This is a genomic window from Streptomyces sp. NPDC048603 (assembly GCF_043199475.1).
Lineage (GTDB): Bacteria > Actinomycetota > Actinomycetes > Streptomycetales > Streptomycetaceae > Streptomyces.
Genome location: NZ_JBICVY010000001.1, coordinates 432,971 through 448,735 on the forward strand (window position 1 = coordinate 432,971; position 15,765 = coordinate 448,735).

The following is a 15,765-nucleotide window of genomic DNA, read 5'->3' on the forward strand; positions in this document are numbered from 1 at the left end:
GGTACGGGGTGCGGCGCCGGTGTTCGGCACGGAGAGCGAGAAGGCGAACGGGATGGGGTCGCCGGGGACGCGGCGGCCGGGGAGATGGAACGGCCTCCGCGCCGCCCTGCACTCGGTTGGCACCTGCGGACTGTAGCAGGGGGTTCCACTTGCATCCATGGCCTGAACTACACCATTTCCTTGCAGCTGCAAGATTACCGACGGGTCGCTCTCCGTTGGGTCTTCCGCCCTTCCCGCGTTGCGCCGTGACCGGCCCCGGGGCAGGGTCGGGAGGGTCCCGCCCGGAGGAGGAGCGCCATGCCCATCGCCACTGTGAACCCCGCGACCGGCCAGACGCTGCGCACCTTCGAGCCCTTCGGCCCGGAGGTGGTCGAGCGCTGCCTGGGCGACGCCGCGACCGCCTTCGCCGCGTACCGGACGACCTCCTTCGCGGAGCGCGCCGAGCTGCTGAACCGCGCCGCCGCCCTGCTGGAGGAGGACATCGAGGACGTCGCCCGGACGATGACCCTGGAGATGGGCAAGCCCATCGGGTCCGCCCGCGCCGAAGCGGCCAAGTGCGTCAAGGCGATGCGCTGGTACGCCGCCCACGCCGAGGAGTTGCTGCGCGACGAACTGCCCGCAGCGGCCGACGTACGCGACTCGGGGGCCTCGGCGGTCCGGGCCCACTACCGGCCGCTCGGGCCCGTGCTCGCCGTCATGCCGTGGAACTTCCCGCTCTGGCAGGTCGTGCGGTTCGCCGCGCCGGCGCTGATGGCCGGGAACACGGGCCTGCTCAAGCACGCCTCCAACGTCCCGCAGACCGCCCTGTACCTGGGCGAGCTGTTCCACCGGGCCGGGTACCCGCGCGGCTGCTTCCAGACCCTGCTGATCGAGTCCGGCGCCGTGGCCGGGGTGCTGCGGGACCCGCGGGTGGCCGCCGCGACCCTCACCGGCAGCGAACCCGCCGGGCGGGCGGTGGCCTCCGTCGCGGGCGACGAGGTCAAGAAGACGGTGCTGGAGCTGGGCGGCAGTGATCCGTACGTCGTGATGCCCTCGGCGGACGTGGCCGCCGCGGCCCGGACCGCCGTCACGGCCCGGGTGCAGAACAACGGCCAGTCCTGCATCGCGGCGAAGCGGTTCATCGTGCACGAGGACGTGTACGACGAGTTCGCCGAGCGGTTCACGGCCGGGATGGCGGCCCTCACCGTCGGCGACCCGATGGAGGAGTCCACCGAAGTCGGCCCGCTGGCCACCGAGAAGGGCCGGACCGACCTGGAGGAGCTGGTCGACGACGCGGTGGAGCACGGCGCGACCGTGATGTGCGGGGGCCGCCGCCCGGAGCGGCCGGAGCACGGCTGGTTCTACGAGCCCACCGTGCTCGCCGACATCACCGATGTGATGCGCGTGGACCAGGAGGAGACCTTCGGCCCGGTGGCCACCCTGTACCGGGTGGCCGGCCTGGACGAGGCGGTGGAACGCGCCAACCACACGCCGTTCGGCCTGAGTTCGAACGTGTGGACGCGGCGCGAGGAGGACGTCGCGCGGTTCGTCCGGGACCTTCAGGCGGGCGGCATCTTCGTCAACGGGATGACGGCCTCGCACCCGGCGCTGCCGTTCGGCGGGGTCAAGCGGTCCGGGTACGGACGGGAGCTGTCCGGGCACGGCATCCGCGAGTTCTGCAACATCACCACGGTGTGGCAGGCGGCCGAGAGGTCCTGACCCGGCGCCCTTCCGGCCCGGCCCGCTCCCCCGCCCGGCCGCGTGGCACTCCCCCGCGCGGCCCCGGTGTCACTCTCCGTCGGACCGGACCGGCAGCCAGCCGATGCACTCCGTGTCGATCTGGTCGGCGACCTGGTAGAGCGCGGCGGCCAGGGCGAGGACGGTCTCGGGCTCGAGGTCCCCCTCGGGGTCCTCCGCGGACCGGATCCACGCCGTACCGAGCCGCCGGAGCAGGCCGGTGACCTCCTCCGCCGGGATCAGGAGCCGGCCGTCGGCGGCGGACATGGCTGACAGGGACGTACTCATCGGCGAACCCCCTCCGGTGACCTGCGGGCATGTCTCGTTGGTCTCGTCCATCCTGTTCGTCTCGCACATCGTGTTCGTCTCGTACACCGTGTTCGTCTCGTTCGGGTGTTACCACGCGGGTACCCGGCCGGATGGGGCCTAACCCCGTGGTGCGGGCACGGTGCGTCCGGGGTGCGTACCGGGCGTGTACCGGGGTGCGGATGCGGGCGGGAAGTGGCTGTGCCACGTTTGATCGGGTGGGGGCGGGCGGGGGCTCAAGCGCGGGGGGTGTTCCCGAAAGGGTGAATCACATGAAGCGACTTCTGGCCACGGCCGTCAGCGCGGCCGCCGCCCTGGTCCTCGCGGCCGGGGGCGCGGCCTCCGCACAGCCGACCGACGACGCGGGGAAACAGCTCTGCACCGACCTCGGCGAGCTGAAAGCCGACAACGCCAAGCTGAAGGCACTGGACCCGGCGACCGCCACCAAGGACCAGATCAAGCAGGCGCACGACGACGTCCAGGACGAGGCGAAGGAGGTCGCCGAATCCAAGGCCCAGTTCGACCAGGCCAGGAAGGACGCCGTCCAGAAGGCCGCCACGGACCTGCAGACCGCCTTCGCGGCCCTTCCCGGCGACACCACCGGCAAGCAGGCGCTGGACAAGCTCCAGCCGCAGATCCAGTCACTGGACTCCGCGGTCGACGCCGCCACGACCAGCCTCGACTGCGACGGCGGGTACTGACCCCGCCGTCGGGACGGACCCTGTTCCGGCCGGGACGGACCCGGTTCCGGCCGGAGCGGTCCTCCGGACCCGGCGGACGCGGCACAATCGGGTGGTGACCGATACCGATCCCTACCTGTGGCTGGAAGACGTGACCGGCGAGGCCGCGCTCGCCTGGGTCCGGGAACGCAACGCCGAGACCTCGGCGGCGTTCACCTCGGAGCCGGCCTTCACCCGGCTGACCACCGAGGTGCGCGAGGTGCTGGACGACCCCGGCCGCATCCCGTACGTGCGCCGGCGGGGCCCCCACGTGTACTCGTTCTGGCAGGACCGGGACCGCGTGCGGGGCGTGTGGCGCCGTACCTCCCTGGCGCAGTACGACCGGCAGGACCCCGACTGGGAGGTGCTGCTCGACGTCGACGCACTGGCCGCCGAGGAGGGCGAGGACTGGGTGTGGGCCGGGGCCGACGTGCTGTTCCCCGGGTACGGACGGGCGCTGGTGAAGCTGTCCCGGGGCGGCGGGGACGCCGTCACGGTCCGGGAGTTCGACCTGGCCGGCCGCTCCTTCACGGCGGACGGGTTCCGGGTGCCCGAGGCCCGTACCGGCATCGGGTGGATCGACGCGGACACCGTGTTCGTCGGCACCGACTTCGGCGAGGGCAGCCTCACCGCCTCCGGCTATCCGCGCACGGTGCGCCGCTGGCGCCGGGGCACCCCGCTGCACGAGGCCGGGACCGTGTTCGAGGCGGCGGTCCGGGACGTGTCGGCCGCGGGCTGGCACGACCCGACACCCGGGTTCGAGCGGGACCTCGTGGTCCGCCATCTCGATTTCTGGAACAGCGAGTTGTACCTGCTGGGCGCATCCGGCACGCCGCTGCGGCTGGACGTGCCCGGCCACGCCGACAAGCACGTCCACCGGGAGTGGCTGCTCGTGACGCCCCGGGAGCCCTGGCTCGGGCACCCGGCCGGCACCCTGCTCGCGTTCGGCCTGGAGGAGTTCATCGCCGGGGGACGGGACGCCACGGTGCTGTTCACCCCGGACGAGCGCACCTTCCTGACCGGATGGAGCACGACCCGCGGCCATCTCGTGCTGGAGACCCTGGCCGACGTCTCCACCCGGCTGGAGGTGCGCACCCCCGGCCGGGACGGCTGGACCGCGCGTCCGCTGGCCGGGGTCCCGCCGCTGTCCACCGCCACCGTCACCGGCACCGACCCGTACGCGGACGACGCGTACTTCCTCGACGTCACGGGCCCGCTGCAGCCGGCCACGCTGTACGCGGGCGAGATCGGCGACGGCCGGGCCCACGAAAGCAGCACCGGCGGTACCGGCACCAACGGCGCCCCGGCCCGCCGGGTGGTCAAGCGGGCCCCCGCCCACTTCGACCCCGCCGGGCTGTCGGTCCGGCAGTACTTCGCGGTGTCCGAGGACGGCACCCGCGTCCCGTACTCGGTGGTCGGCCCGGAGCACCGGGACGGCCCCGGCCCCGCGCTGCTCTACGGCTACGGCGGCTTCGAGTGCTCGCTGACCCCCGCCTACCAGCCCGTCACCGGCCGGGCCTGGCTCGCCCGGGGCGGCACCCACGTGGTCGCCAACATCCGGGGCGGCGGCGAGTACGGCCCGGCCTGGCACCGGGCCGCGCGCGGCGCCGGCCGGGTCCGCTCCTTCCAGGACTTCGCGGCGGTCGCCCGGGACCTGGTGGCGCGCGGGCTCACCACGCCGGGGATGCTCGGGATCGAGGGCGGCAGCAACGGCGGCCTGCTGGTCGGCGCGATGCTGGTCCGCCACCCGGAGCTGTTCGGCGCGGCCGTCGCCGCCGTGCCCGTACTGGACCTGCTGCGCTTCCACACCCTGCTCGCCGGGGCCTCCTGGACCGCCGAGTACGGCGATCCCGAGGACCCCGCCGACCTGCCGCACCTGACCGCCCTGTCCCCCTACCACCAGGCCCGGGCGGGCCGCCCCTATCCCCCGCTGCTGCTGCTCACCTCCACCCGGGACGACCGCGTGCACCCCGGTCACGCCCGGAAGATGGCCGCGCGGCTGCGGGAGCTCGGGCACCCCGTGTACTTCCACGAGCACACCGGGGGCGGCCACTCGGCGGCGAGCGATCACGCACAGGCCGCGTTCAACGAGGCGCTCACCCACACCTTCCTGTGGCGGCACCTCGGCCCCGCGCCTCGAATCGAGTGATTCCGCTCCGCCCGCCCGGCATTGCTGCCATCGTGTGTATCCGCGCCCCCCGGACGGTTTTCGGCCAGGGGTGCGCGGGGGCAGCGAAAGGGGGGTGCCATGTCGCGTGGGGCCAGGATCGAGGAGATCCGGCAGCGGCGGGAACGGCAGGCTCGGGAACTGGACACGGCCCGTGGCCGGGTGTCCGAACTGCTGGAGGACCTGAGGCAGTTGGAGGGACTCCGGATCGGCCTGCTCGGCCGGGTCCCGGAGGAGGCGCACGGCCGGCTGACGGCTCTGGGCGTGGAGCTGGGGGCGCTGCTGGAGCAACTCCCGCCGGAGATCGCGGAGATCGAGGCGGTGGCCGCCCGGTTCCGGCGGCCGACCCTCAACGTGGGGGTGATCGGCCGGGCCCGGCAGGGCAAGAGCCGGATGATCAGGAGCCTGACGGGGCTGCCGGAAGAGGTGATCCCGACCGGGGACGGCGCCTTCTGCACCGGCGTGACCAGCGTGATCCGGCACGAGGACGGGATCGGCACCCAGGCGCAGGTGTTCCTGCACAGCGAACGTTCCTTCCTGCACGACGTGATCGCGCCCTATTACGCGGAGCTGGGGCTGGGAGCCCCGCCCGCCGCCCTCGACCGGTTCGCCGGGCCGCTGCCCGCCGAACCGCCCGGCGGCAGCGCCACGGACGGCAGCCGGTACGGACACCTGGCGGAGTTCCACTCCGCGCTGCCCGAGTACCGGGAGCTGCTGCGCGCGGCCTCACCGCATTCCGTTCCCGCCGGGGAGATCCGCCGGTTCGTGGCCCAGGCGGACGAGAAGGACGCGGAGCGGTACCACGCCTTCCGCGCGGTGCGGCAGGTACGGATCACCACGCACTTCGCGCACCAGGACTGGACCGGGCTGGCGCTGGTGGACCTGCCGGGCATCGGAGACACCAACCTGCAGGACGCGCAGCGCATCGTCGCGGCCCTGAAGGACGAGATCGACGTGGTGGTGTTCGTACGCCGTCCGGACGCGCTGGGCGACGGCATCGGCGAGTACGACCACGGGCTGTACGACCACGTCCGGGAGGGGCTGCCGGACGTGTCGCTGGAGCAGTGCTCCTTCCTGATCGTCAACCGGTGCACCGGTCCGCAGGGCGACAACTCGGCCAACGCGGAGCGGATGCTGGAGCAGTGGCTCCCGGCGTCGCGGTTCGCGGTGGCCGGGGCGCACATCGCGGACTGCTCGCGGCCGGAGGAGGTGGCCGGGGTGATGGACCGGGTTCTGGACCACCTGCTGGCGCACGTCGACGACCTGGACGGCCAGTACCTGGCGGCCCGCACCGAACGGCTCGCCGAGCTCCGCGGGCGGGTGGCCGCCCTGGTGGTCCAGGCGGGCCGGCTGGCGGACCTGGCGCAGCCGAGCGAGGTGTGGTTCCTCCCGTTCACCACCCTCTTCAAGGAGGCGTCGTCCGGGCTGGCGACGGCCCTCGCCGCGTACGTGCGGGAGTTGCGGGAGGAACGCGAGTACGCGGACACGGCGCTGGCCGACGCGGTGGACGCGGTGCTGGACGCGGCCCAGCGGGATCCGGGGCATCCGACGGTGGAGCAGATCGTGGTGCGCGCCGACGCGGAGGACGGGCTGAGCGTCGCGTACGGGAAGTACCTCAACGAGTCGCGGGCCCGGCTCTCGCGCCGCTTCCTGGAGTGCGACACCGCCCTGCACTCCACGACGGGCGGGATGCAGCGGCGGATCGCGGACATCCTCAAGGGGCCGGGCGGTCTCGGCCCGCTCTCGGAGGCGGAGGGCGCCGCCTTCCTGGAGGCGCTGGCCGGGCGGATCCCGAAGGTGCGGGAGCGCGGGGAGAGCGAGATCCGCTACGCGCTGGGGCTGCTGGCCGGCTTCGGGCTGTCGTACCGGGGCATGCTGCAGCACCGGGTGCGGGCCTGTCTGGACGGGCTGCACGCGGACACGCCCGCGATGCGCTTCCCGGAGGGGCCGGTGCCCACGGCCGGTCAGGTGCGGGAGATGCTCGAGGTCTGCTACGACGAATCGCTGTACGCCTGCCGGGCCGAGCTGCACAAGGCGCTGGCCGAGCCGAGCGCGGCGGTGTTCTCCATCGTCGAGGAGTTCTACGACCGGGTGGTCACGGCGGCGGGAGCCGCCGACGAGTGGCTGGTGTTCTACCAGGACGCGCGGGCGGAGATCTGGCCGGGCCGGTTCGCCGCTCTCGCGGAGGACGCCGCTGACCTGCGGCGCTGGTCCGAGGCGGTGCGGGCGCTGGGCTCGCTGGTGGAGGCGTGGTGAACGCGGTGGGTACCCCGGAGAAGTACACGGTCGAGGTGAGCATGCTGGGGCCGTCGGGCGCCGGCAAGACCTCGCTGCTGGCGTCGATGTACGCGCAGTACGCGCGGCTGATCGGGGCCACGGACCTGGAGCTGACGCCGGTCGGGGACACGGCGGTGCGGCTGTCGGACGCGGTGGCCCGGCTGAAGTCGCTTTCGCGTTCGGTGCAGGTCAGGGACGGTGTGGACGGCACCGCGGCGTCCGGTCTGCACCGCTATCTGATCGCGGTGGGCCGCAAGGGCCGGAAGCCGCGGTTCACCCTGCGGTTCACCGACTACGCCGGCGGGCTGCTGCGGCGGCGGGACGGGGACCCGGTGGGCGGGCAGGTCCGGCAGGCCCTGGCGAACAGCCCGGTGATCCTTCTGGCGGTGGACACCGCGGCGCTGATGGAGCAGGACGGCCTGTACCACGAGCGGATCAACGAACCGCACCTGATGTACGAGCAGATCAAGGAGCTGCTGCAGGAGGACGGCCGGAACCGGCTGCTGATCATCGTGCCGCTGAAGTGCGAGAAGTACGTGGGCACGGAGGCGGGTGCGCGGCTGCTGCTGGACCGGGTCCGGGCCGGGTACAAGCCGCTGCTGGACCATGTGGCGCACCCCGAGGTGCGGCCGCGGGTCGGCTGCGTGGTGGTGCCGGTGCAGACCACCGGGTCGATCGTGTTCTCCTCGGTGACCGAGGACGCGGAAGGCGGGGTGCGGTTCCACTACCGGAGCCGGCGTCCGGGGGCGCCGTACGAGCCGGTCCACACCGACCAGCCGCTGCGGTACGCGCTGCGGTTCGTGCTGAACACGTACCGCGACCGGCGCGGGGTGTGGCGGGAGATGGTGGACGGGCTGTCGAGCACGGACGAGGCGCTGCGGGCGGCGATCGGCAGTTTCGCCGACGGCGCGGCCGCGGGGCCGGGGATCCAGGTGCTGCAGGACCACGCGCATCTGGCGGCCGTGCCGGCCGCCGCGGGGCGGTGAGCGGGGTGCCCGGCCGGTGGTTCGTGGAGTCGCGCGGGCACCTGCCGGAGCAGGACTACGTCTGGCAGCCGGCGGGCGCCGGGGGCGGGGACGGACCGGGGGCCGCGGAGCTGCTGGCGCGGGGCTGCCGGGGACGTCCGGTCTACGACCTGATCGACGACGCCGCCTCCTCGCTGCTGCTGTACTGCGCGGGCGACGCACGCCCGGGCGCGGACCCGCTGTGGCTGCTGCTGCTCACCGGGCTGCGCGGGGACGGGTCGGGCACGGGCGACCACATGGGACGCGGTATCCGCTGCTCGGTGCTGGGCACCGGTTCCGGACCGCTGCCGCCGGAGGAACTCCTCGCGGTCGCCCGTGAGTTCCTGCTGGGTCGGCTGGACGGGCCGCTGCCGGTCGGGTACGGCCGGCCGGCCGGCACCCCGGGCTTCGCGGTGGACGCGGACGGGTGGGCGGGGCTCCTGGAGCGGGCCGTGTCCGCTCTCGCCTCCGAGCCTCCCGCTCCGGACGCCTCGTACGGCCCGTACGGCCCGGACCTGATCCGGGTGGACCAGGACACGCCGGGGAACCGGCGGAGGGCGGCGGCGAGCCTGCTGGAGCTGACGGAGCAGACCGGGCGGGGGATGTTCGACCCCGGGCGGGCACACCTCCTGGGCGGTGGCGGACTGCCGCGGACGGCCGGCGGGCGGCCGCTGCTGGTGGTGACCTCGCTGCTCGGCAAGGACGGGTTGTGGCCGCTCGCCCCGCTGCAAGCGCTGAGCCGCCGGGTGGACAGAGCACTGGACAGCGACGTACGGCGGGAGAACGGCCAGGCGGCGTTCAGGCGCCTGAAGAATCCGCTCGGCGGGCTCCTGGCGCTGACCGGGCTGGTGCTGGCCGCCGTCACAGCGGTGACCGTGTTCCGGTGAGCGTGTTCGGATGAGCCTGTTCCGGTGAGCGTGTTCGGGTGAACGGATCCCGTCCACGCGTCCCGGGCTCATCCGGCCGCCGGGCGGGTAGGGGCTGGACATGGTGACGGTTGGGGTCGAGGAGGAGTTCCTCCTGCTGGACGCCGCGACGGGCCTGCCGGTCCCGCTGGCGGACCGGGTGCGTGCGGCGGCGGGCCTGCGCTCCGCGCCGGACGAGGGTGAGGTGCAGCCCGAGCTCCTGCAGGCGCAGGTGGAGATCGCCACCCCGGTGTGCGGCTCGCCGGCCGAGGTGGCGCGGCACCTGCGGCGGCTGCGCGGGGCGGTGGCCGGCGCGGCGGCGGACTTCGCGTGCCGGCTCGTGGCCAGTGGGACCCCGCCGCTGAAGGCGGCGGACCCGGTCCCCGTGACGGACACACGCCGCTACCGGGGGCTGCGGGCCCAGGCCCCGCAGCTGGTGGCGGAGCAGCTGATCAACGGCATGCACGTGCACGTGGCGGTGCCGGACCGGGCGTGCGGGGTGTCGGTGCTGAACCGGGTGCGGGTGTGGCTGCCGACACTGGTGGCGATGGCCGCCAACTCGCCCCTCTGGGACGGCTCGGACACGGGTTTCGCGAGCTGGCGCACGGTGGTGTTCGGCCGGTGGCCGGTGAGCGGGCCGCCGCCCCGGTTCGCGGACCTGGCGGACCACGAGGCGCGGGTGCGGGCGCTGCTGGCGGGCGAGGTGGTGCTGGACCGGGGGCAGATCTACTGGCAGGCGCGGCTGTCGGAGCGCTATCCGACGGTCGAGGTGCGGTGCATGGACGTGCAGCTGCGGGCCTCGGACGCCGCGCTGTTCGCGGGGCTGGTCCGGGCGCTGGTCGGTACGGCGCTGCGGGAGTCGGAGGCGGGACTGCCGGTCCCGGACTGCCCGCCGGAGATGCTGCAGGCGGCGAACTGGCACGCGGCCCGGCACGGGCTGGGCGGCGGGCTGCTGACCCCGTGCGGGACGCTGGTGAGCGCCGAGGCGGCGGTGCGCGGGCTGGTCTCCCACGTCTCCCCGCTGCTGGTGGAGTCCGGGGACCGGCGGGAGGTGTGCGCGCTGGCGGAGCGGCTGCTGCGGGAGGGCACGGCGGCGGCGCGGCAGCGGCGGGCCTTCGGCAGCGGCGGGAGCCGCGCCGTCCTGGACCTGATCACCGTGGAGACGTCTGACCGCCACCCCTCCCGGATCTGATATGCCGTCAGAAAGCTTGGTGCACGGGTCTGGGAACCGCACGGGCCGCGCGCTACTCTCCGCCGCATGATTTCCACGGTTGTCTGGGGTACCGGCAATGTCGGACGGGCGGCCATCCGCGCCGTCGCGGCCCACCCGGGGCTGGAGCTCTCCGCCGTACTCGTCGCCAATCCCGCCAAGGTCGGCCGCGACGCGGGCGTTCTGGGCGGGCTGGACCGGGATCTGGGGGTGCCGGCGACCGACGACGTCGCCGCCGTGCTGGCGGCAGGGCCGCGGGCCGTGGTGTACGCGGGGTCCGGGGACATGCGGCCGGACGAGGCGCTGGCCGACGTCGCCCGGGCGGTGCGCTCCGGGGCGGTGGTGGTGACGCCCGCGCTGTACCCGCTGTACGACCAGCGCAACGCCCCGCCGGAGTTCCGGGATCCGGTACTGGCCGCGGTGGCGGAGGGCGGGGGTTCACTGTTCGTCTCCGGGGTCGACCCCGGCTGGGGGAACGACGTACTGCCGCTCCTGGTCAGCGGGCTGGGCAGCGTGGTGGACGCGATCCGCTGCCAGGAGATCTTCGACTACTCCACGTACGAGCAGGAGGACTCGGTCCGGTACCTGGTCGGGATGGGGCAGCCGATGGACTACGTCGCTCCGATGCTCCTCGAATCGGTGCCGACCATGGTGTGGGGCGGGCAGATCCGGCTGATGGCCCGGGCGCTCGGCGTCGAACTCGACGGGATCCGGGAGACCATGGAACGGCGGGCGCTGGAGTCGGCGGTGACGACCCGGACCATGGGCCAGTTCGCGGCGGGCACCCAGGGCGCGGTGCGGTTCGAGGTGCAGGGCATCGTCGGAGGCGAACCGCGCATCGTCATCGAGCACGTGACGCGCATCCATCCGTCGTGCGCGCCGGACTGGCCGGTGCCGCCGGACGGGGCCGGGGCGCACCGGGTGGTCATCGAGGGCCGGCCGCGGATCGAGGTGACGGTGGAGGCCACCGACGAGGGCGAGAACCGCTCGGCGGGCGGGAACGCCACGGCGGTGGGACGGCTGGTGGGTGCCATCGACTGGCTGGTGGAGGCGGAGCCGGGGCTGTACGACGCGCTGGACGTGCCGTTGCGGCCCGCAGTGGGAAAGCTCGGAAGGAGCGGATGACGGATGATGCGCATCGACATTCCCGAGGGGAAGCACCCGATCGAGTACGTGTGGGGCGACATGGTCCCGGAGATCGGTGCGGCGGCGTCGAACTTCTCGCTGTCGGTGTACGCCCACACCACCCTGGGGCTGCGCGAGTTCGAGGCGGCGCGGCTGCGGATCGCGCAGATCAACGGGTGCGGGTTCTGCCTGGACTGGAGAACGGAGCGGGACGGGGAGAAGGTCGAGGAGGAGTTCGCGGACGCGGTGGAGCGGTGGCGCACCACCGACCGGTTCGACGAGCGGACGCGGCTGGCCGCGGAGTACGCGGAACGGTACGCCCTGGACCACCACGGTCTGGACGAGGACTTCTGGGCGCGGATGACCGCGGCGTACGGGCAGGCCGAGATCGTGGAGCTGAGCATGAGCATCGGTTCGTGGCTGGCCTTCGGCCGGCTGAACCGTGTGCTGGGCCTCGACAGCGTGTGCGTACTGCCTTCGGGGTGAGGCGTGCGAGGGGTCAGGCCGGTGCGGGCGGCCGGACCCCTCCTCACGCCGTCACGCGGTCGCTTACAGGTCGGTGGCGATGATGTGCTCGATGTTGCGTTCGGCGAGCGCCGTGATGGTGACGAACGGGTTGACGGTGGCGTTGCCCGGGATCAGCGCGCCGTCGATGACGTACAGGCCGGGGTAGCCGTGCAGGCGGCCGTGGTTGTCGGTGGCCCGGTCCAGGACGGCGCCGCCGAGCGGGTGGTAGGTCAGGTGGTCGCCCCAGATCTTGTTGGTGCCGAAGAGGTCGGTGCGGTAGATCGTCCCCTCCTTGGCGTTGATCTTGTCGAAGATCGTCTTGGCCATGGTGATGGAGGGCTGCTTCCAGGCGGCCTGCCAGCTGAGGTCGACCTTGCCGGTGGCCGCGTTCCAGGTGAATTCGGCGCGGTGCGGGTTGTTGGTGATGGACAGGTAGAAGGAGGCGTAGGTCTCGATGCCGGTGGGCAGCGGGGCCACCTCGGCGAAGGCACCGCCCGCGTCCCAGTTGTCGATGCCGGCGGTGGGCATGGCGGACTGGAGCTTGCCGGTGGGGTCCCACATGTGGTTGGCCCGGCCGCACATGACGTTGCCGTTGTCGCCCCAGCCCTTGCCGATCTCGTCGCTGAGGTCCGGAAGGGAGCCGGTGGCCTTCAGACGGACCAGCAGCTTGCTGGTGCCGACGCTGCCGGCGGCGAAGAAGACCCGGTCGGCGGTGACCGTCTTGACGGCGGTCACCGCCCCGGTGGTGTCGAGCTGTTCGAGGACGACCGTGTAGCCGCCGCCGGTCGCGGCCGGGGCGACCGAGGTGACCCGGTGCAGGGGCGAGATCGTGACCCGGCCGGTGGCCCTGGCCTGGGCCAGATAGGTCTTCTGCATGTGCTTCTTGCCGGCGTTGTTGCCGTAGATGACCTCGCCGTCCAGTGCCGACCTGGGCACGGTTCCGGCGGCTTCCTGCTTCATGTAGTCCCAGTCGTAGACGTTGGGGACGAACACGAAGGGGAAACCGGACCGCTGGGCGTGCTTGCGGCCCACCCGGGCGTACTGGTAGCAGGCGGCGGACTCCCACCAGGCGGGGTCGACGTGGGTGACGCCCAGCCCGGCGTTGGCCCGCGGGTAGTAGACCTCGTACATCTCGCCGGGGTCGACGGTGGGCAGTACGGAGCCGAACCTTTCCCGTTTCGGGGTGACGGCCATGCCGCCGTTGACGAGGGAGCCTCCGCCGACTCCGCGGCCCTGGTAGACGGTGATGCCGCTGAACTCCTCGGCGTCCAGGATCCCGGTGTAGCGCGGGACGTCCTTGTCGAGCGGGAAGCCGAGGAAGTTGCTGAGCGGCTGCTTGGTCCTGGTGCGGAGCCAGAAGGACCGGTGGTCCGGCTTGGTGGTGTTGGCGAAGATCTTGCCGTCCGGGCCCGGGGTGTCCCAGGCCATGCCCATCTCGGCCATGTGCACGTCGACGCCCGCCTGAGCGAGCCGGAGTGCGGCCACGGAGCCGCCGTAGCCGGTGCCGACGATCAGCACGGGGAGGCGGGCGCCATGGTCGAGGGCCTGCACGACGGTGGGGACGGCCGTCGTGCGGGCGTACGCGGCGGAGCCGTGGCCGGCGAGGGCCACGGCTCCGAGAAGAGAACTTGTTCCGGCGAGGAATCCGCGGCGGGACATCCCGCCCGATCCCTTGTTGCAGGGGGTGTTGTTGCCCATGTGAGCTTCCTCACTTCTGGCGGAAGAGGAACGAGTTCTACTGCCGCCGGTGAGGTAAGTCGATAGATACCGATAGGTAACTTTTGTCTGTACCATCCCCCTTCGCGACCGGAGCGGGTCAGTCCCGGACGAGCACGACCACGACGGCCAGGACGGTGGCCACGGCCAGGGCCGCGGCCCCGTACACCAGGCGGTGCTCGCGCAGCACGGGGAGGTTCCGGTCCACCGAGAAGCGGCCGGGGCCGGCCAGGGCGAGGGCGGCGGCGCAGACGGCGAGCAGCGCCTCGTACTCGATGCCCTGCTCACCGAAGACCGCGCCGCTCCACTTGACGTCCATCGCGTTGATCATCACGCCGAAGATCCCGGCGGCGGCCAGCGGGGTGAGCAGCCCGAGGATCAGCCCGAGGCCGCCCAGCGTCTCGGTCAGGCCGGCGATCACCGCCATGGTCTCGCCCGCCGGGTAGCCGGCCTTGGCGAAGAACCCGCCGGTGCCCTCGATGCCGCCGCCGTCGAACCACCCGAACAGCTTCTGCGCCCCGTGGACGAACATGATCAGCCCGACCGCGAGGCGGATGAGCAGCAGGCCCACGTCGTACGGGGTGCTGTCGTTCACGCTACGGGGGACACGGGCGAGGTCACTGGTGATCATCGCGTTCTTTCTGGTGGGAGGGGAGGGGAGGGAGGGGAACGGCCCGGCGGTCAGCCGAACTGGAGCGAGCGCTTGGCCAGGCCCATCCAGAATCCGTCCACCGGGGTGCGCGGGCTCCCGAGGTCGCCTGCGGCGTCAGCCGCGCCCAGCGTGACGAAAAGCGGGGCGAAATGCTCGGTACGCGGATGTGCGAGTCGGCCGGACGGGGACGCGTGCTCGAAGTCGAGCAGGGCGTCGACGTCGCCCGCGGCCAGCGCCTCGCGGCCCCAGTCGTCGAACTCGGCGGACCAGCCGGGCACGCCGGGGCCCTGGTGGCGCAGGGCCGCGAGGTTGTGGGTGAAGAACCCGCTGCCGACGATCAGGACGCCCTCGTCGCGCAGCGGGGCGAGCCTGCGGCCGATGTCCATCAGCCGGCGCGGGTCCAGGGTGGGCATGGAGATCTGCAGGACCGGGATGTCGGCCCCGGGGAACATCTCGACGAGCGGGACGTACGCGCCGTGGTCGAGGCCGCGGTCCGGGACGTCCTGGACGGGGGTGCCGGGGGCGCGCAGGAGTTTGCGCACGTCCTCGGCGAGCCCGGGGGCGCCCGGGGCGTCGTACCGGACCCGGTAGTAGTGCTCCGGGAAGCCCCAGAAGTCGTGGACCAGCGGCACCCGCTCGGTGGCGCCCAGGGCCAGCGGTGCCTCCTCCCAGTGGGCGGAGACGATCAGCACGGCCCGGGGCCGGGGCAGGCCGGCGGACCACGCGGCCAGCTGGCCCGGCCAGACCGGGTCGTCGGCGAGCGGGGGCGCGCCGTGACTGAGATACAGGGCCGGCATGCGGCCGGGTGCGGGTGTGGTCATGGCGGCGCTCCCTCCTGCCGAGGTGTTGTTCAAATTCAAACGACCAACTTCACCCTAACGCCAGGTTCGAATTTGAACAACCTCCCGTACCCTGGACCCATGACGAACGCGGAGACGGCCACGGGGGCGGGGACGGACACGGGAGCGGGGACGGGCACGGGTACGGACGCGGAGCCCCGGTGGCTCGGTGACGAGGAGATGCGCGCCTGGAAGGCGTTCCTGGCCGCCTCCGCGCTGCTGGGCCGTCGGCTGGACCAGCAGCTCAGGTCCGACTCCGGGCTCTCGCACGCCCAGTACGAGATCCTGGTGCGGCTGTCCGCCGCACCGGACGGCGAGCTGCGGATGACCGAGCTCGCGGACGCCCTGATCAATACCAAGAGCGGGCTGACGTACCAGGTGACCCAGCTGGAGAAGGCCGGACTGGTGCGCCGCCGGAGCTGTCCGAGCGATGTGCGCGGGGTTTTCGCGGTGCTCACCGAGGTCGGCCGGCAGCGGCTGGTCGAAGCGGCGCCCGGCCACGTGGGGACGGTCCGGGAGCTGCTGATCGACGTGCTCACCCCGGAGCAGCTCACGGCGGTCGCCGAGGGCCTGGGCGAGGTGACCCGCCGGCTGCGCGAGGACGGCGGCTGACGCCCCCCGC

14 protein-coding genes are annotated in these 15,765 nt (G+C 73.0%); 10 read left to right on the forward strand and 4 right to left on the reverse strand.

The annotated features are described in order from the left end of the window. Positions 1-297 precede the first annotated feature (297 nt). Positions 298-1,698 (forward strand): NADP-dependent succinic semialdehyde dehydrogenase, encoded by a 1,401-nt coding sequence (locus tag ACGFQ9_RS02165; RefSeq protein WP_393570230.1) that lies wholly within the window; start codon positions 298-300, stop codon positions 1,696-1,698. 69 nt (positions 1,699-1,767) lie between these two features. On the opposite strand, the gene ACGFQ9_RS02170 is transcribed toward ACGFQ9_RS02165, so the two are convergent. Continuing rightward, a complete protein-coding gene (locus tag ACGFQ9_RS02170) occupies positions 1,768-2,004 on the reverse strand; it encodes a DUF6213 family protein (RefSeq protein ID WP_393570232.1) in 237 nt (78 codons plus the stop codon). Between the two features lie 290 nt (positions 2,005-2,294). Here ACGFQ9_RS02170 and ACGFQ9_RS02175 point away from each other — a divergent pair, with 290 nt between their 5' ends. From ACGFQ9_RS02175 to ACGFQ9_RS02210, 8 genes are all read left to right on the forward strand, one after another. Further along, the gene (locus ACGFQ9_RS02175) at positions 2,295-2,723 is read left to right on the forward strand and encodes a hypothetical protein (RefSeq protein WP_393570233.1); all 429 of its coding nucleotides are present in this window, start codon (positions 2,295-2,297) and stop codon (positions 2,721-2,723) included. A gap of 94 nt (positions 2,724-2,817) precedes the next feature. Then, complete coding sequence (locus ACGFQ9_RS02180; protein WP_393570235.1) at positions 2,818-4,890, forward strand: prolyl oligopeptidase family protein; 2,073 nt, start codon at positions 2,818-2,820, stop codon at positions 4,888-4,890. 99 nt (positions 4,891-4,989) lie between these two features. Beyond that, the gene (locus ACGFQ9_RS02185; protein ID WP_393570237.1) at positions 4,990-7,164 is read left to right on the forward strand and encodes a hypothetical protein; all 2,175 of its coding nucleotides are present in this window, start codon (positions 4,990-4,992) and stop codon (positions 7,162-7,164) included. Further along, positions 7,161-8,171, forward strand: a complete 1,011-nt coding sequence (locus ACGFQ9_RS02190) for a hypothetical protein (protein WP_393570239.1) — start codon at positions 7,161-7,163, stop codon at positions 8,169-8,171. The genes ACGFQ9_RS02185 and ACGFQ9_RS02190 overlap by 4 nt, the downstream gene beginning before the upstream one ends. Continuing rightward, the gene (locus tag ACGFQ9_RS02195; protein WP_393570241.1) at positions 8,168-9,076 is read left to right on the forward strand and encodes a hypothetical protein; all 909 of its coding nucleotides are present in this window, start codon (positions 8,168-8,170) and stop codon (positions 9,074-9,076) included. The genes ACGFQ9_RS02190 and ACGFQ9_RS02195 overlap by 4 nt, the downstream gene beginning before the upstream one ends. Positions 9,077-9,176: 100 nt before the next feature. Next, positions 9,177-10,286: a glutamate--cysteine ligase gene (locus ACGFQ9_RS02200; protein ID WP_393570242.1), complete on the forward strand. Its 1,110-nt coding sequence runs from the start codon at positions 9,177-9,179 to the stop codon at positions 10,284-10,286. 66 nt (positions 10,287-10,352) lie between these two features. Beyond that, positions 10,353-11,429, forward strand: coding sequence for a dihydrodipicolinate reductase (locus tag ACGFQ9_RS02205; protein ID WP_393570244.1), 1,077 nt, complete (start codon positions 10,353-10,355; stop codon positions 11,427-11,429). A gap of 6 nt (positions 11,430-11,435) precedes the next feature. Further along, positions 11,436-11,915, forward strand: coding sequence for a carboxymuconolactone decarboxylase family protein (locus tag ACGFQ9_RS02210; protein ID WP_393570792.1), 480 nt, complete (start codon positions 11,436-11,438; stop codon positions 11,913-11,915). 63 nt (positions 11,916-11,978) lie between these two features. On the opposite strand, the gene ACGFQ9_RS02215 is transcribed toward ACGFQ9_RS02210, so the two are convergent. The 3 genes from ACGFQ9_RS02215 to ACGFQ9_RS02225 all read right to left on the reverse strand — a co-directional run bounded on the left by ACGFQ9_RS02215 (position 11,979) and on the right by ACGFQ9_RS02225 (position 15,125). Continuing rightward, positions 11,979-13,634, reverse strand: a complete 1,656-nt coding sequence (locus ACGFQ9_RS02215; RefSeq protein WP_393570246.1) for a GMC oxidoreductase — start codon at positions 13,632-13,634, stop codon at positions 11,979-11,981. Positions 13,635-13,752: 118 nt separating this feature from the next. After that, entirely contained in the window at positions 13,753-14,283 is a 531-nt protein-coding gene (locus ACGFQ9_RS02220) for a DoxX family protein (RefSeq protein WP_393570247.1), read from the reverse strand. Positions 14,284-14,333: 50 nt separating this feature from the next. Continuing rightward, complete coding sequence (locus ACGFQ9_RS02225; RefSeq protein ID WP_393570249.1) at positions 14,334-15,125, reverse strand: dioxygenase; 792 nt, start codon at positions 15,123-15,125, stop codon at positions 14,334-14,336. Between the two features lie 198 nt (positions 15,126-15,323). Between ACGFQ9_RS02225 and ACGFQ9_RS02230 the strand changes: the two genes are divergently transcribed. Beyond that, positions 15,324-15,755, forward strand: coding sequence for a MarR family winged helix-turn-helix transcriptional regulator (locus ACGFQ9_RS02230; protein ID WP_393570794.1), 432 nt, complete (start codon positions 15,324-15,326; stop codon positions 15,753-15,755). Positions 15,756-15,765 lie beyond the last annotated feature (10 nt).

Excerpts from the sequence above, each read along its gene's own strand:
- ACGFQ9_RS02165 (WP_393570230.1), top strand. The coding sequence starts at position 298 with ATGCCCATCGCCACTGTGAACCCCGCGACCGGCCAGACGCTGCGCACC.
- ACGFQ9_RS02170 (WP_393570232.1), bottom strand. The coding sequence starts at position 2,004 with ATGAGTACGTCCCTGTCAGCCATGTCCGCCGCCGACGGCCGGCTCCTG.
- ACGFQ9_RS02175 (WP_393570233.1), top strand. The coding sequence starts at position 2,295 with ATGAAGCGACTTCTGGCCACGGCCGTCAGCGCGGCCGCCGCCCTGGTC.
- ACGFQ9_RS02185 (WP_393570237.1), top strand. The coding sequence starts at position 4,990 with ATGTCGCGTGGGGCCAGGATCGAGGAGATCCGGCAGCGGCGGGAACGG.
- ACGFQ9_RS02200 (WP_393570242.1), top strand. The coding sequence starts at position 9,177 with ATGGTGACGGTTGGGGTCGAGGAGGAGTTCCTCCTGCTGGACGCCGCG.
- ACGFQ9_RS02205 (WP_393570244.1), top strand. The coding sequence starts at position 10,353 with ATGATTTCCACGGTTGTCTGGGGTACCGGCAATGTCGGACGGGCGGCC.
- ACGFQ9_RS02210 (WP_393570792.1), top strand. The coding sequence starts at position 11,436 with ATGCGCATCGACATTCCCGAGGGGAAGCACCCGATCGAGTACGTGTGG.
- ACGFQ9_RS02215 (WP_393570246.1), bottom strand. The coding sequence starts at position 13,634 with ATGGGCAACAACACCCCCTGCAACAAGGGATCGGGCGGGATGTCCCGC.
- ACGFQ9_RS02220 (WP_393570247.1), bottom strand. The coding sequence starts at position 14,283 with ATGATCACCAGTGACCTCGCCCGTGTCCCCCGTAGCGTGAACGACAGC.
- ACGFQ9_RS02225 (WP_393570249.1), bottom strand. The coding sequence starts at position 15,125 with ATGACCACACCCGCACCCGGCCGCATGCCGGCCCTGTATCTCAGTCAC.
- ACGFQ9_RS02230 (WP_393570794.1), top strand. The coding sequence starts at position 15,324 with ATGCGCGCCTGGAAGGCGTTCCTGGCCGCCTCCGCGCTGCTGGGCCGT.